The organism is Cupriavidus sp. FW306-1B-F12B (genome assembly GCF_058781795.1).
This window is the reverse complement of record NZ_JBYSXC010000007.1, coordinates 18,245-32,865: the sequence shown is the minus strand read 5'-3', so window position 1 is coordinate 32,865 and position 14,621 is coordinate 18,245. Positions and strand designations below refer to the sequence as shown.

Sequence of the window (14,621 nt, the reverse complement as noted above, 5' to 3'; positions counted from 1 at the left end):
CCACCCGAACCCCTCCGTAGTTGAGAGAACAAGTCATGACCGCACGAGACAATATGAACCCCACTGAAACCACGCTGACGCAGTTCATCGACCAGCACCGTCCGGAACAGGAAGCCTTCCTGGCCGAACTGGTCAAGGTGCCCTCGGACAACCCCGCAGGCGACTGCGACGCCCATGGCAAGCGCGCCAAGGAACTGCTGGAGGGCGTGGGCTTCACGGTGGAGGCGCACAAGGTGCCGGACGAGCTGGTGAAGGCAGCCGGCATGATCAGCGCCACCAACCTGATCGTGCGCAAGCAGTTCGGCACGGGCGGCCCGACCATCGCCATGAACGCCCACGGCGACGTGGTGCCCCCGGGCCTGGGCTGGACCAAGGACCCGTACGGCGGTGAAGTGGCCGACAGCGAGCACGGCCCGGTCATGTACGGCCGCGGCGTGGCGGTGTCCAAGTCTGACTTCGCCACCTACACCTACGCCGTGCTGGCGCTGATGGAAGCCGAGAAGCAGGGCGCCAGGATCAACGGCGCGGTCGAGCTGCAGTTCACCTATGACGAGGAAACCGGCGGCGACATCGGTCCCAAGTTCCTGCTCGACAACAACCTGAGCAAGGCCGACTACGCCATCTCGGCCGGCTTCTCGTACGGCATCACCTCGTCGCACAACGGCTGCCTGCACGTCGAAGTGACGGTCAAGGGCAAGCAGGGCCATGCCGCCATGCCGCATACGGGGGTGGACGCGATCGAAGCCGCCACCCACATCCTGCAAGCCATCTACGGCCTGCGCGCCGAGCTGGCCACGCGCAAGTCGAAGGTGCCGGGCATCGACACCGCCACGCTGAACGTCGGCCTGATCAAGGGCGGCATCAACACCAACGTGGTGCCTGACCTGGTGACCTTCCGCGTCGACCGCCGCATGATCCCCGAGGAAATCGGCTTCGACGCCGAAGGCGAGATCCGCGCCGTGGTGGAAAAGGCCGCCAAGGACCGTCCGGGCATCGAGGTGAAGGTCGAGCGCATCATCCTGGCCGAGCCGCTATCGGAACTGCCGGGCGTGGAAAAGCTGATCGGCGCGCTGAAGAGCCGTGCCGAATCCGTGTTCGGCGTGGAGATCCCGGTGCAAGGCGTGCCGCTCTACACCGACGCGCGCCACTACACCAAGCGCGGCATCCCGACCGTGCTGTACGGCGCCGGCCCGCGCACGCTGATGGAAGCCCGCGGCCATAACTCGGACGAGAACCTGCGCCTGAACGACCTGAACCGCGCGACCAAGGTGGTGGCGCTGGCGCTGTCGGACCTGATGAAGTAAGGCTTGGGCGCCGGCAGGCGCCGGGCTTTGCTGCGCAAGACGCCACGGAGGAATCCGTGGCGTTTTTGTTCTTTGGGGCTTGGCTGAAGCCGTGCAGGTCGATCCGCCTACGCCGGCAGCGTCGTCGCCCCCACCCCCAGCATCCGCTGCATCAGCACCGTATCGATCCATTGCCCGTGCTTGAACCCCACCGCCTCCAGCCGGCCGACGGTGCGGAAGCCCAGGCGCTCATGCACGGCCAGCGAACCGGCGCCTTCGCCGCCGGCGGTGCAGGCGATCACGGCGACCATCTGGCGCCAGGGACCGGTCTCGCAGCGGGCGACCAGTTCGGCCAGCAGGGCCTGGCCCAGGCCCTCGCCGACGCGGCGGTGGTCGATATAGATTGAATCCTCGATGGCAAAGCGGTAGGCGCTGCGCGCGCGGTAGGACGATGCATAGGCATAGCCCAGCACCTCGCCGTCGCGCACGGCGACCAGGTAGGGCAAGCCCTTGCGGTGGACTTCGGCAAAACGCAGCTGCATCTCGTCCAGGCTTGGCGGCGTTTCCTCGAACGAGGCGCGGCCGTGCAGCACATGGTGCGCGTAGATGGCGTGGATGGCAGGAACGTCGGCGGGTATGGCGTCGCGCAGGGTGAAGGGTTTGCGTGTACCGGCGGACGGCGTCGTGGCGGAAACGGTAGTGGAAGTCATCGGGAATGGTGCCCTATGCAAGGACTTGGGGCAACGCAGGATGCGTGCCGGGCACATGCACCAGCGTGATGCTGCGCGAGGGCCGGTGTCTTGTATATAGTGCGGATTGATTTGCACCGCATTAGTGCCAACGCCCCGGGGCGGGGCACGGCAACGACAAGAAAGGACCATGCCATGATCACCATCTACCACAACCCCCGCTGCTCCAAGTCGCGCGAAACGCTCGCCCTGGTCCAGGCCGCCAGCGAGCGGCTGGGCGAACCGGTGGAAATCGTGGAATACCTCAAAGAGCCGCCGTCGCTGGCCACGCTGCGCCAGTTGCACACCATGCTGGGCGTTCCGGTGCGCGAGATGCTGCGCGACAACGAAGCGCCGTACGCCGAGCTGGGCCTGGCCGATCCCGGCCTGACCGAGGCCGAGCTGCTGGCCGCCGTGGCCGACAACCCGATCCTGCTGCAGCGTCCGGTGGTGGTGCGCAACCGCCGCGCCGCGATCGGCCGGCCGCCCGAGAACGTGGCGCCGCTGCTGGCCTGAGCCAGGCCATGCACGGCACCAAATAAAACCGGCCCCCACGTGGTGGGGGCCGGCCGGTGCTTGAGGCAAACAGCTTCAGGCGGGTCGTCTAATGAACACCCAGCCAGTGCATGGCCTCCTGACCGAAAGCGATGGCCGCCAGCACGACCAGTAGCACCACCAGCGTCACCGTGCTGACGTATAGCGTGGCCTTGGCGACTTCGGCGTCCTCATCCGAGGTGTGGCGATGGGTGATGGGCGTGGCGCCCCGCGTGGCATGCGGCCAATGGATCCGGCCGGCCAGGTCTCTCAAGTGCAGGTCGGTATGAAAACGCATGATCGACACCTCCTCGGCAGGCGCCGCGCGATCCGGGCAACATGGCTCAAACGGCATATGGCGTGGCTGCGCAAGTGCGCCGGATAGTCTGTGGCTCGTTTCGCCCGGTACGCCATATCCGCTTCTACTATAGGCGCGCTGGCGTGAGATGCGAACGCAAAGCCTGCAAGGGGCGTGCCGCCGTGGCTGCCGCGGCGCAGCAACCGTTCAGGGCTGCCCGGACGAAGGTGAGGGCTCGCTAGCGTCCGCTGCGGCATCGGACGCCAGGCTGGTCAGTGCGGTCTCGCGCTCACGCAGCGCAGCGAGCATGTTGCAGAACAGCGCACCCTGTTCGAGCGCATCGTCCAGCGCCACATGGGTGTGCGGCAGCGGATCCATCCAGGCGGCCGGGAAGGCCGCCTTGACGGTCTTGCGGTAGGGGCGCCCGGTCAGCGCAAAGCCCAGCGTCTTGATGTCGAGGGCGGCCCAGCCAAAGGGCGAGCGCCCGGCGAACCGCATCATGTACCAGAACATCCAGGTGAAATCGAAGCCGGCCGGAAAGGCCACGAAGACCGGCTTGCCGGGCAGGCTCTCGACCCATTCGACATAGCGGACCATGGCGTCCTCGGGGCGCTGCAGGTCGCGCCGGCAGGCGCTCCAGGCTTCGGGCTGGGTTTGCCACCACTGCATCTGCACCGGGTGGCCGGCGGCGCTGGGCAGGGTCTCGAGGTTGGCGGAGAACGTGCCCACCACGGTCTTGTCCGCCAGCATTGCCGCGGACGCGAACGACAGCATCGAATGCGGGCCCGGGATCGGGCCGTCGGCTTCCACGTCGGTGCTGACGTAGATCTCCGGGCGGGTGTCGGGCGCCTGTCGCTTGGCCACGGCCTCAGCCCACGTCGGTCAGGTGATCGGCCACGAACGGGTTATTGCGGCGTTCCTCGCCGAAGGTGGAGACCGGCCCGTGCCCGGGGATGAAGGTCACGTCCTCGCCCAGCGGCCACAGCCGCGTGCGGATCGAGCGGATCAGGTCGGCGTGGTTGCCGCGCGGAAAGTCGGTGCGGCCGATCGAGCCGGCGAACAGCACGTCGCCCACCACCGCCAGCCGGTTGGCGCGCGAGAAGAACACCACGTGGCCGGGTGTGTGGCCGGGGCAGTGGTAGACCTCCAGCGTCTCGTTGCCGAACTGCACGGTGTCGCCGTTCTCCAGCCAGCGGTCTGGCTCGAAGCTCTCGGCGTGGCCGAAGCCGAAGCGGCGCGTCTGCTCGGGCAGCTGCTCGATCCAGAAGCGCTCGTCCTGCTGCGGGCCTTCGATGGGGATGTCCAGCTCGCGCGCGAGCGCCGCGGCGCCGGCGCAATGATCGACATGGCCATGCGTCAGGAAGATCTTTTCCAGCGTGACGCCTTGCTCCCTGACCGCCGCGCGGATGCGGTCCAGGTCGCCGCCGGGATCGCAGACCGCGGCGCGGCCGGTGCTTTCATCGATCAGCAGCGAACAGTTTTGCTGGAAGGGCGTGACGGGAATGAGCAGGGCTTTCATGGACGATTTCTTGTGCGCCGGGCGCCTTCTGGCGGGGTGCCACGGACTGGCCCGCACGGACGGCGGGCGGGTGCCCAGCATTGTAGCGCCGGGCGGCGATTCACCGCCCGCGATGCAGGTCGGGTGCTTTATGCGTTATCCGCGCGAAAACCCCGTCTCGGGCGGGAATCCCTTGCCACAAGCGGGATTCCGGGCAGATAGGTCACGATGGTGCGAAATCGCACAGATTTCGTAACAAAATGAAAGAGATAGTCGTAAAGACTCAATGTTAGACTGCCGCCCATGTTACGGATCTCCGCTCTCGCCAAGCGCTGGCAACGGCTCGCCAAGCTCGGCGCATGCACCGCATGCGCCGTGGTGCTGGCCGCCTGTGCCACGCCCCCTGAAGGCGACAACGCAAGCAACGACAACGCTGGCGCCGTGCCCACGCGCGCGGCAAAGAACGGCAAGGCCGGCAAGACCGATCGCACCGACGCAGACAACAAGTCCGCGCGTGCCTCGGACGGCGGCAGCTGGAACCTGTTCGGCTATGACGCTGACGAAGGCCGCAGCGGCAGCTCGCTGGACGGCCTGCGCGCCGATATCGGCACGTTCGAGCAGCGCGGTGTTTCGTCGTGGTACGGCAAGGGCTTCCACGGCCGCAAGACCGCCAACGGCGAACGCTTCGACATGCGCGCCATGACGGCCGCCCATCCGTCGCTGCCACTCGACAGCTGGGTGCTGGTGCGCAACCTGCGCAATAACAAGGTGGCAGTGCTGCGCATCAATGACCGCGGGCCGTACCATGGCAACCGCATACTGGACGTGTCCTACGGCGCCGCGCGCCGCCTCGGCTTTGTCGAACGCGGCGCCACCAACGTCGAAATCCGCCGCCTGACGCGCACCGAAGTGGCCGCGCTGGGTCCGCAGATCGATGCCGGCGGCACCGAGGCCGGCGACGGCAGCGGCGACGACGACGTATCCGTGCCGGAACTGGCCAACTCGCTGGCGCCCGCCAAGGCGCGCAAGTCGACCAAGGCCGGCGGCAAGACCGTCAAGCGCACACGGCGCTGACCAGGGCAGCGCCGCCGCATGCCGCCGCGCGCTGACACTTCTGCTTTACCTTGCTCCTCCCAATCCCGGGATCACGCGCGCACCGCGTCAGTCCTCTGCCTGCCCCGCGCGCTGCGCCAGCGCCAGCTGGTAGAGCGCATCGGTGCCGGCGCCGGTGATCGCGGCCGCCAGCTTGGCGGCGCGCTTGGCCGGCAGTTCCGCCAGCAGCAGCGCCAGCACGCGCTGGGCTTCGGCATCCGGCAAGCCATCCGCGGCAGTTGCGGCGCCAGCGCCTTCCACCACCAGCACGAATTCCCCCTTGGCCCGGTTCGGGTCGGCGGCCAGCCAGGCCGGCGCCTGCGCCACCGGCAGCACCGCGATGTCCTCGAACAGCTTGGTCAGTTCACGCCCGACCAGCAGCCGGCGCTCGGCTGGCAGGCCCGTGGCCAGCGCTGCCAGCGTGTCGGCAATGCGGTGCGGCGCCTCGTAGCAGACCCAGGCGTGGTCCAGCGCCGCCAGCCGGGCGATGGCCTCGGTGCGCGCCTTGGGCTTGCTGGGCAGGAAGCCGACAAAGGTGAAGCGGCCTTCGCCGGCATCGAGCATGTCGCCCGCCACCGACAGCGCGGCCACCGCGGCACTGGGGCCGGGCAGCGGCACCACCGGATGGCCGGCGGCGCGCACCGCCTCGACCAGGCGCGCACCCGGGTCGGAGATGCCCGGCGTGCCGGCGTCCGAGACGTAGGCGATGCGCTCGCCGGCCGCCAGGCGCGCCGCGATGCGGCCCGCGGCCTCGCGCTCGTTGTGCTCGTGCACGGCCACCAGCGGCCGCTGCAGGCCCACGCGCGACAGCAGCTGGCCGGTATTGCGGGTGTCTTCACAGGCCACGGCGTCGGCCAGGCCGAGCACATGCAGCGCGCGCAGCGACAGGTCGGCGACGTTGCCGATGGGCGTGGCCACGACATAGAGGGTGCCGGCCGGGTAGGACTGGCTGGCCGCCAGGGAGATCCAGTCACTCATGCTTGAGAACTTCCGTTGATGCCATCATTCAAATCCACCACGCAGTTGCAATCCACACAGCTACGCGGTGCGCAGGCGGAGGACCGGGCCCTGGCACACCTGCGGCGCCAGGGCCTGGAGCCCGTGGTCCGCAATTATCGCTGCAAAGGCGGCGAGATCGACCTGGTCATGCGCGCGCCGGACGGCACGCTGGTGTTCGTGGAGGTGCGCCAGCGCAGCGGGCGGGGCTTCGGCGGCGCGGCCGCCAGCGTCACGCCGGCCAAGCAGCGGCGCGTGCTGCTGGCGGCAGCGCACTACCTGGCCACGCTGGCGCAGGTGCCGCCGTGCCGCTTCGACGTGGTGGCCCTGGAACCCGGCCGGCTGGACTGGCTGCAGCATGCCTTTGACCAGGATGCCGCCGGGGCTGGTTCATAATGCGCGGCAGACCCTAAGGTACGATCCGCGGATCGCAATGGCAACAACAAGGCCCCCAGAGCCATGAGTATCGACAGTATCCAGCAACAGTTTCTAGACAGCGCCGAGACCAAGCGACAGGCCGCGGCGGTGATGGCCCCCTATATCAACGCCGCCGTGGAACGCATGGTCGGCGCGCTGACCAGCGGCAACAAGATCCTGGCCTGCGGCAACGGCGGCTCCGCAGCCGATGCGCAGCACTTTGCCGCCGAACTGGTCGGGCGTTTCGAGCGCGAGCGCCCCGGCCTGGCCGCGATCGCGCTGACCACCGACAGCTCGATCCTGACCGCGATCGGCAACGACTATGACTTCAGCAAGGTGTTTTCCAAGCAGGTCGAGGCGCTGGGCCAGCCCGGCGACATCCTGCTGGCGCTTTCCACCTCGGGCAATTCGGCCAACGTGATCGCCGCCATCGAAGCCGCGCGCCAGCGCGAGATGGCCGTGGTCGCGCTGACCGGCAAGGGCGGCGGCACCATCGCCGGCCTGCTCGATGAATTCGATATCCACCTGTGCGTGCCGAGCGAGCGCACCGCGCGCATCCAGGAAGTGCACCTGCTGACCCTGCATTGCCTGTGCGACGGCATCGACGAGGCACTGCTCGGGGAAGCCTGATGCTGCCTTCCTCCCATTCCCAACATCCAGCCACAGCAAGGACCGCATGACGAACCTGCCCACTACGCAAGCCCCCCGGAACGGCGCCGGCGCGCGCCATCCTTCCCGCACCGCCGGTCTTGGCCGCGCCAGCCTGGCCGCGGCGGCCGTGCTGGTCTGCGCCACCCAGCTCGCCGGCTGCTTCCCCGTGATCGCCGGCGCCATGGGGACCGGCGTGGCCATGGCCACCGACCGCCGCCCGGCCGCCACCCAGACCGTGGACCGCGGCCTGCAGCTCGAGGCCGAAAACACCATCAACTCGCGCTACCGCGGCCAGGCCCGCGTCAACGTGACCGTGTTCAACCGCAAAGTGCTGCTGACCGGCGAAGCCAGCAACGACACCGTCAAGCAGCAGGTCGAGCAGTATGTGCGTGGCCTGCAGAATGCGCGCGTGGTGATCAATGAGCTGGAGGTCGTCAGCTCGCCGGGCTTCATGACCCAGAGCCAGGACGCCTACCTGACCAGCAAGGTCAAGACCCTGCTGATGACCGCCGACGGCGTGCCGTCCAACTCGATCAAGGTCACCACCGAGAAGAGCGTGGTCTACCTGCTGGGCGTGGTCACCGCCGCCGAGGGCGACCGCGCCACCGACGTGGCGCGCAATGCCTCGGGCGTGACCAAGGTGGTCAAGGCCTTCGACTACGTCAACGACACCGAGCGCGCGCGCCTGGACTCGGCTTCCACCTCGCAGAACCCGTCGTTCGACGGCAGTGTCGGTACGCCGGCGCCGGTGCAGTCGGTGCCGGGCGTGGGCGGACCGATCGATGCGCCGGCCGGGGCCGCCACGGGCACCACCGCGACCACCAGCCCGGTCGCCGCACCGGTGACTTCGCCGGTGACGCTGCCGCCGGGCCGCAACCTGCCCTGAGCACGCGCCCGGTCCAGCTTCCGGGGCCGGTCCCGACGGCGTCCGCTCATGCGGACGCCGTTTGTCCTTCTGCGGTTTTCACCGCACACGGTCCCTGCCCGATGTGCTACGGTAGCCACGCCGGCCGCCCCCAAGCGGAACCCAGCGCCGGTCCCACACGGAGCGAGACCATGACAATCTTCCCCCGGCCCGCTGTGTTGCTGCGGCTGGCGCTGCTGGCCGCGGCGCTGTGCGGCGCCCAGCCGGCGCTGTCGGCAGACAGCGCCGCCCCTGCCACCGATGCCGCGCTGCGGGCGCGCAGCCAGGCCGCCGCCTGCACCAGCTGCCACGGCCCCGCCGGGCGCGCGCCGGCGGGCAGCACGATCCCGCCGCTGGCCGGCCGCCCGCAGGCGGAACTGGCCGCGCAGATGCAGGCCTTCAAGGCCGGCACGCGGCCGGCCACGGTGATGCACCAGATTGCCAAGGGCTACAGCGACGACCAGATCGCGGCCATCACGGCGTGGTTCGCCGCGGTGCGCTGACAGCAGGGGACTACCATGCAAAGACGAAGCTTCCTGGGCGCTGCGGGCGCCGCAGTACTGGGTTCGGTCGGGGTCCGGGCGGCACGCGCCGCGGCGCCGGCCAGGGTGGTGGTGGTGGGTGGCGGCTACGGCGGCGCCACCGCCGCGCGCTACCTGCGCGAGTGGAGCGGGCAAGCGATCGAGGTCACGCTGGTCGAACCCAATCCGGCCTTTATCTCCTGCCCGCTGTCGAACCTGGTGCTCGGCGGCAGCCGGCAGCTGGCGGACCTGACCTTGCCGTACGACGCGCTGGTGCGCCGCCACGGCGTGCGCCTGGTGCGCGATACCGCCGTGGCCATCGACCCGGCCAAACGGACCGTGCGCCTCGCAGGCGGTGCCACGCTGCCCTACGACCGCCTGCTGCTGTCGCCCGGCGTCGAAATGATGAGCGATGCGCTGCCCGGGCTGAAGCAGCCCGGCGGCGACCAGGTCCTGCACGCCTGGAAGGCGGGCCCGCAGACCGTGGCGCTGCGCCGCCAGCTGGAGGCCATGCCGGACGGCGGCACCTATGCCATCAGCGTCCCGCTGGCGCCGTACCGCTGCCCGCCGGGACCCTACGAGCGCGCCTGCCAGGTGGCGTACTACTTCAGGCAGCACAAGCCGCGCAGCAAGGTGCTGATCCTGGACGCCAACCCCGACATCACCTCCAAGGCCGGGCTGTTCCGCAAGGTGTGGGCGTCGCAGTACCCGGGCATGGTGGAATACCGGCCGCAGTTCAACGCGGTGGATGTGGACCCCGCCACGCGCACGCTCAAGTTCGATGTGCAGGACGACGAGCGTGCCGACGTGCTCAACGTGCTGCCACCCCAGCGCGCCGGTGCGATCGCGGTGTCGGCGGGGCTGGCCACGGCCAATGGCAAGTGGTGCGAGGTGGACTTCGTCACCTTCGAGTCGCGCGCCGCGGCCAATATCCACGTGATCGGCGATGCCATCCAGATCGCGCCGCTGATGCCCAAGTCGGGCCATATGGCCAACCAGCATGGCAAGGTCGCGGCCGCGGCCATGGTCGCACTGCTGTCGGGCCGGGCACCCGATCCGCAGCCGCTCTACAACAACACCTGCTACAGCTTCACCTCCGACCGCGAGGCGGTGCACGTGGCCAGCGTGCATCGCTATGACGCGGCGCAGAAGACCATGGTCACGGTGCCGGGATCGGGCGGGCTGTCGGAGGCGCCGAACCAGCTCGAAGGCGACTACGCACTGGCATGGGCCAAGGGCATCTGGGCGGAGATGTTGGGGTAGGTGCAGGGGGCCATGCCCCGAAGGCCGGGGGCTGCTACCCTACGGGTTTTGTCCGGCACTGCGCCGGGCCGCGCCCCCAGCCCCCTCATGCAAGCCAGAGACCGTCTACTCGCCCTCGCCATCGTCTGCGTCTGGGGCGTCAACTTCGTCGTCATCAAGGTTGGCCTGGCGGACATGCCGCCGATGCTGCTGGGTGCGCTGCGCTTCCTGCTGGTGGCGTTCCCGGCGATCTTCTTCGTGCCGCGCCCGCGCGTGCCGTGGCGGCTGCTGCTGGCCTACGGCGTCACCATCAGCCTGGGCCAGTTCGCTTTCCTGTTCTACGCCATGGCGGTCGGCATGCCGGCCGGCCTGGCCTCGCTGGTGCTGCAGTCGCAGGCCTTCTTCACGCTGGCCATTGCTGCGCTGTGGCTGGGCGAGCCGGTGCGCTGGCACAACATCGCGGGCATGGCGGTGGCGGCGGGCGGGCTGGCCCTGATCGGGGCCGGTGCCGGCAGCGCCGGCGGCATGAGCGTGGCGGGCTTCGTGCTGACGCTGTGCGCGGCGTTCTGCTGGGCCAGCGGCAATATCGTCAGCAAGAAGATCGGCCCGGTCGACCTGCTGGGGCTGGTGATCTGGGGCGCGCTGATCCCGATCGTGCCGTTCGCGCTGCTGTCGCTGTGGGTCGAGGGCCCGGCGCGCATCGTGCAGAGCGTCACCCATGTGTCGGGCATGGCCGTGTTCGCCGTGGCTTACCTGGCCTTTGCGGCGACGGTGTTCGGCTACACCATGTGGGGCCGGCTGCTGACGCGCTACCCGGCCAGCCAGGTGGCGCCGCTGACGCTGCTGGTGCCGGTGGTGGGGCTGGTGTCGGCGCATGTGCTGCTGGGCGAGGACCTTTCCGGCGCGCAGTGGGCGGGCGCGGCAGTGGTGATGGCCGGGCTGCTGCTCAATGTGTTCGGCCAGCGCCTGTGGGCGGGCAGGGCGCTGGCGCGCCGCTGATTCTCCCGCCGCGCTTATGCTGTGCTGCATCAGTGGGTAAACACTATATGCGCATTCACGCATATACGAATATATTGGATGCCATGGAAGAGCTGGATCGCGTATTCGAAAAGGTATCGGGCTACTTCAGCCTGTTGGCGGAGCCGACGCGGCTGAAGATCCTGCACGCCTTGTGCGATGGCGAGAAGCCGGTCAGCACGGTGGTCGAGACGGTGGGTTCGTCGCAGACCAATGTGTCGCGGCATCTCAACGCGATGTACCGCTCGGGCGTGCTGTCGCGCCGCAAGGAGGCGAACCTGGTGTTCTACGCCATTGCGGACGAAAGCGTGATCGAGCTGTGCCGCACGGTCTGCGTGCAGGTGGCGAGCCGGCTGGAGGACAGCGCCTTGCCCTCCGGCGTGGTCGACCGCTTCATGGCACAGCCGGCACCCGAAGCCCCGGCGCGCAGGCGGCGCACCGCAGGCTAGCTCAGCTCTTCCGGTAAACGGATCGCTGCCGCACCCGCTGCAGCGGCCCGATAACAGGCACGCCGACCGGTCCATGGGACCGTGGCGAGCGCGCCGGAGGAGACCGATTTGCAGGAACGGAACCGGCCCGGGCGCATCGTGCCCGCGCCCGAGCACTTCGTCAGCGCATCGCTGCAGCAGGACATCGGCCGGCACGGCCTGGACGCGCCGCGGCGCGACTTCCTGCGCAAGAGCTTCCTGGGCGCGGCCGCGGGGATTGCCGCCGCCACGGCAGGCCGTCAGGCACTGGCAGCCGACGGCGATCCCGCCATCCTGCAGCCGCAGCCCTGGGCCACCTCGCTCGGCCAACCGGTGGCGGCACGCCCGTACGGGCAGCCCTCCGTGCATGAGAAAAACCTGGTGCGGCGCGAATCGCCGGGCCTGACGCGCGTCTCCGCTGCTTCGGTGGCCTTCGCGCCGCTGCAGGGCTTCTTCGGCATCATCACCCCCAACGGCCTGCATTTCGAGCGCCACCACCAGGGCTGGCACGATCTCGACCCGGCCCGCCACCGCCTGATGCTCAACGGCCTGGTGCGCACGCCGCGCGTCTACACCATGGACGACCTGATGCGCCTGCCGGCGGTGTCGCGCATGCATTTCATCGAATGCGGCGCCAACACCGGCATGGAATGGGGCAACGTGGCCGTGCCCACGGTGCAGTACACCCATGGCATGCTGTCGTGCTGCGAGTTCACCGGCGTGCCGCTGCGGGTGCTGCTGGACGATGCCGGCGCCGACCTGCGCCGCGGCCGCTACCTGCTGGCCGAAGGCGGCGATGGCTCGTCGATGACGCGCACCATCCCGATGGAGCTGGCCGACGAGATCATCGTCGCCTGGGGCATGAACGGCGAGATGCTGCGCCCCGAGAACGGCTATCCGCTGCGGCTGGTGGTGCCAGGCGTGCAGGGGGTGTCGTGGGTCAAGTGGCTGCGCCGGTTGGAACTGGGCGACCAGCCCTGGAATGCCAAGGACGAGACCATTCACTACGTGGACATGATGCCGGACGGCAAGCTGCGCCAGTACACCTCGATCCAGGAGTGCAAGTCGGTCATCACCACGCCTTCGGGCGGACAGCAGCTGGTGGGCAAGGGCTTCTACAGCATCAGCGGGCTGGCGTGGTCGGGGCGCGGGCGCATCAGGCGTGTCGATGTCTCGACCGACGGCGGGCGCAACTGGCGCAGCGCGCGGCTGGAGGCGCCGGTGCTGTCCAAGTGCCTGACGCGCTTCAACCTGGACTGGGTCTGGGACGGCGGCCCCGCCATCCTGCAAAGCCGCGCCATCGACGACACCGGCTATGTGCAGCCGAAGCTGGGGCAGCTGCGCGCGGTGCGCGGCACGCGCTCGATCTACCACAACAACGCCATCCAGAGCTGGCAGGTGGCGGCAGGCGGCGAGGTGTCCAATGTCCATGTGGGCTGAACTCAGGACCGCCGCCGCCCTGGTGCTGGCAGCCGTCAGCGCCGCCCCGGCATGGGCGGGCACGGCCGACGCGCGTGCGGCACTTGGCCGCACCGCCACGCCCGCCGAAGTCGCCGCGTGGGACATCGACGTGCGCCCGGACTTCCAGGGCCTGCCCAGGGGCAGCGGCACGGTGGCGCAGGGGCAGAAGGTCTGGGACGGCAAGTGCGCGTCGTGCCACGGCGACTTCGGCGAATCCAACGAGGTGTTCACGCCGCTGGTCGGCGGCACCACCGCCGAAGACATCAGGCGCGGCCGCGTGGCCGGCATGACCGGCAACCAGCCGTACCGCACCACGCTGATGAAGGTCAGCACCGTCAGCACGCTGTGGGACTACATCCACCGCGCCATGCCGTGGAACGCCCCCAAGAGCCTGAGCGTGGGCGACGTCTACGCGGTCACCGCCTATATGCTGCACCTGGGCGAGATCGTCCCGGCCGACTTCACGCTGTCCGACGCCAATATCGCCGAGGTCCAGCGGCGCATGCCCAACCGCGACGGCATGACCACCGGCCACGGCCTGTGGCCGGGGCGCGGCCGCCCGGACACGCGCAATACGGCCTGCATGAAGGATTGCGCCGGCAAGGTGGCGATTACCTCGTCGATACCGGACTATGCCCGCGATGCCCATGGCGAACTGGCGCAGCAGCAGCGGAGCTTCGGCCCGGTGCGCGGCGTGGCCGCGGGCAATACCATATCGAAAAGTGCTGCATCAGCTCCTTCGGAGCCGGCCGCGCCGGGCGCGCGGCTCACCAGCCAGTACCAGTGCATGGCCTGCCATGCGATGGACCGCAAGCTGGTTGGGCCGTCCTTTGCCGACATCGCCGGCAAGTACCAGGGCCAGGACGCGCACGGCGCGCTGGCGCGCAAGGTCAAGGCGGGCGGACAGGGCGCATGGGGCAGCGTGCCGATGCCGGCGCAGCCGCAGATCCCGGATTCGGACGTGCAGGCCATGGTGGGCTGGATTCTTGAGGCAAAATAGCGGACTGGCCACCGCAGTGCCCCCGGGCGGCGGCCAGTGTGTGCCGCGAAGCCATTGCAGTACGGCCCAGCGGCCTTTGCCGTCCCCACGGCTTTACAGAGCTTGGAGAGCTTAACAATGAAGCAGTTTGTCATCGCAGCGCTGATGCTCGGCGCCGCCGCATCGGCCCACGCGGTCGATGCCGCCAAGGCACAGGAGATCGCCAACAAGAACGCCTGCATGGGTTGCCACCAGGTCGACAAGAAGCTGGTCGGTCCTTCCTACAAGGAAGTGGCCGCCAAGTACAAGGGCGACAAGAACGCCCTGGCGACGCTGACCAAGAAGGTCAAGAGCGGTGGCTCGGGCGTCTGGGGCCCGGTGCCGATGCCCGCCAACGCGTCGCTCAGCGACGCCGACCTGAAGACCGTGGTCGAGTGGGTGCTGGCTGGCGCCCCCGCCAAGTAAGCCTTACCGACCAGGCGGGCAGTCCGCCGATGCACCAGGCCGGGCGGTGAATGCCGCGCGGCCAGGAC

Annotated in this window: 18 protein-coding genes; 13 read left to right on the top strand and 5 right to left on the bottom strand. The window is 69.1% G+C overall.

The window, feature by feature from the left end:
* Positions 1-35: 35 nt before the first annotated feature.
* A complete protein-coding gene (locus AC3WLE_RS13825) occupies positions 36-1,304 on the top strand; it encodes a M20/M25/M40 family metallo-hydrolase (RefSeq protein WP_492357375.1) in 1,269 nt (422 codons plus the stop codon).
* A gap of 107 nt (positions 1,305-1,411) precedes the next feature.
* On the opposite strand, the gene AC3WLE_RS13820 is transcribed toward AC3WLE_RS13825, so the two are convergent.
* The gene (locus AC3WLE_RS13820) at positions 1,412-1,993 is read right to left on the bottom strand and encodes a GNAT family N-acetyltransferase (RefSeq protein WP_492320036.1); all 582 of its coding nucleotides are present in this window, start codon (positions 1,991-1,993) and stop codon (positions 1,412-1,414) included.
* Positions 1,994-2,167: 174 nt separating this feature from the next.
* Between AC3WLE_RS13820 and arsC the strand changes: the two genes are divergently transcribed.
* Complete coding sequence (gene arsC, locus AC3WLE_RS13815; RefSeq protein ID WP_035816098.1) at positions 2,168-2,527, top strand: arsenate reductase (glutaredoxin); 360 nt, start codon at positions 2,168-2,170, stop codon at positions 2,525-2,527.
* Between the two features lie 88 nt (positions 2,528-2,615).
* On the opposite strand, the gene AC3WLE_RS13810 is transcribed toward arsC, so the two are convergent.
* The 3 genes from AC3WLE_RS13810 to AC3WLE_RS13800 form a co-directional block, all read right to left on the bottom strand.
* A complete protein-coding gene (locus AC3WLE_RS13810) occupies positions 2,616-2,843 on the bottom strand; it encodes a hypothetical protein (RefSeq protein ID WP_010812133.1) in 228 nt (75 codons plus the stop codon).
* 207 nt (positions 2,844-3,050) lie between these two features.
* Positions 3,051-3,707 carry an exonuclease gene (locus AC3WLE_RS13805; protein ID WP_492357376.1) on the bottom strand — a complete coding sequence of 219 codons (657 nt, stop codon included), beginning with the start codon at positions 3,705-3,707 and terminating at the stop codon, positions 3,051-3,053.
* Positions 3,708-3,711: 4 nt separating this feature from the next.
* A complete protein-coding gene (locus AC3WLE_RS13800; protein ID WP_492320034.1) occupies positions 3,712-4,362 on the bottom strand; it encodes an MBL fold metallo-hydrolase in 651 nt (216 codons plus the stop codon).
* 282 nt (positions 4,363-4,644) lie between these two features.
* On the opposite strand from AC3WLE_RS13800, the gene AC3WLE_RS13795 reads away from it, so the two are divergent.
* Positions 4,645-5,415 carry a septal ring lytic transglycosylase RlpA family protein gene (locus tag AC3WLE_RS13795; protein WP_492320033.1) on the top strand — a complete coding sequence of 257 codons (771 nt, stop codon included), beginning with the start codon at positions 4,645-4,647 and terminating at the stop codon, positions 5,413-5,415.
* An 87-nt stretch (positions 5,416-5,502) separates the two neighbouring features.
* On the opposite strand, the gene rsmI is transcribed toward AC3WLE_RS13795, so the two are convergent.
* Positions 5,503-6,411 carry a 16S rRNA (cytidine(1402)-2'-O)-methyltransferase gene (rsmI, locus tag AC3WLE_RS13790; RefSeq protein WP_492320032.1) on the bottom strand — a complete coding sequence of 303 codons (909 nt, stop codon included), beginning with the start codon at positions 6,409-6,411 and terminating at the stop codon, positions 5,503-5,505.
* A gap of 18 nt (positions 6,412-6,429) precedes the next feature.
* Here rsmI and AC3WLE_RS13785 point away from each other — a divergent pair, with 18 nt between their 5' ends.
* From AC3WLE_RS13785 to AC3WLE_RS13740, 10 genes are all read left to right on the top strand, one after another.
* On the top strand, positions 6,430-6,825 hold the full coding sequence (locus tag AC3WLE_RS13785; RefSeq protein WP_492320031.1) for a YraN family protein: 396 nt from the start codon (positions 6,430-6,432) through the stop codon (positions 6,823-6,825).
* 63 nt (positions 6,826-6,888) lie between these two features.
* Positions 6,889-7,476: a phosphoheptose isomerase gene (locus AC3WLE_RS13780; protein ID WP_492320030.1), complete on the top strand. Its 588-nt coding sequence runs from the start codon at positions 6,889-6,891 to the stop codon at positions 7,474-7,476.
* Positions 7,477-7,522: 46 nt separating this feature from the next.
* On the top strand, positions 7,523-8,383 hold the full coding sequence (locus AC3WLE_RS13775; RefSeq protein WP_492320029.1) for a BON domain-containing protein: 861 nt from the start codon (positions 7,523-7,525) through the stop codon (positions 8,381-8,383).
* Between the two features lie 170 nt (positions 8,384-8,553).
* The gene (locus tag AC3WLE_RS13770; protein ID WP_010812125.1) at positions 8,554-8,904 is read left to right on the top strand and encodes a c-type cytochrome; all 351 of its coding nucleotides are present in this window, start codon (positions 8,554-8,556) and stop codon (positions 8,902-8,904) included.
* Between the two features lie 15 nt (positions 8,905-8,919).
* Positions 8,920-10,185, top strand: a complete 1,266-nt coding sequence (locus tag AC3WLE_RS13765) for an FCSD flavin-binding domain-containing protein (protein ID WP_492357377.1) — start codon at positions 8,920-8,922, stop codon at positions 10,183-10,185.
* An 87-nt stretch (positions 10,186-10,272) separates the two neighbouring features.
* Positions 10,273-11,163 (top strand): O-acetylserine/cysteine exporter, encoded by an 891-nt coding sequence (locus AC3WLE_RS13760; protein ID WP_010812123.1) that lies wholly within the window; start codon positions 10,273-10,275, stop codon positions 11,161-11,163.
* A 47-nt stretch (positions 11,164-11,210) separates the two neighbouring features.
* Positions 11,211-11,630, top strand: coding sequence for an ArsR/SmtB family transcription factor (locus AC3WLE_RS13755; protein ID WP_011616199.1), 420 nt, complete (start codon positions 11,211-11,213; stop codon positions 11,628-11,630).
* Positions 11,631-11,738: 108 nt separating this feature from the next.
* The gene (gene soxC, locus AC3WLE_RS13750; RefSeq protein ID WP_492357378.1) at positions 11,739-13,088 is read left to right on the top strand and encodes a sulfite dehydrogenase; all 1,350 of its coding nucleotides are present in this window, start codon (positions 11,739-11,741) and stop codon (positions 13,086-13,088) included.
* Positions 13,072-14,109, top strand: a complete 1,038-nt coding sequence (locus tag AC3WLE_RS13745) for a c-type cytochrome (protein WP_492357379.1) — start codon at positions 13,072-13,074, stop codon at positions 14,107-14,109. The genes soxC and AC3WLE_RS13745 overlap by 17 nt, the downstream gene beginning before the upstream one ends.
* A gap of 117 nt (positions 14,110-14,226) precedes the next feature.
* Positions 14,227-14,553, top strand: a complete 327-nt coding sequence (locus tag AC3WLE_RS13740) for a c-type cytochrome (RefSeq protein WP_492352474.1) — start codon at positions 14,227-14,229, stop codon at positions 14,551-14,553.
* Positions 14,554-14,621: the final 68 nt, after the last annotated feature.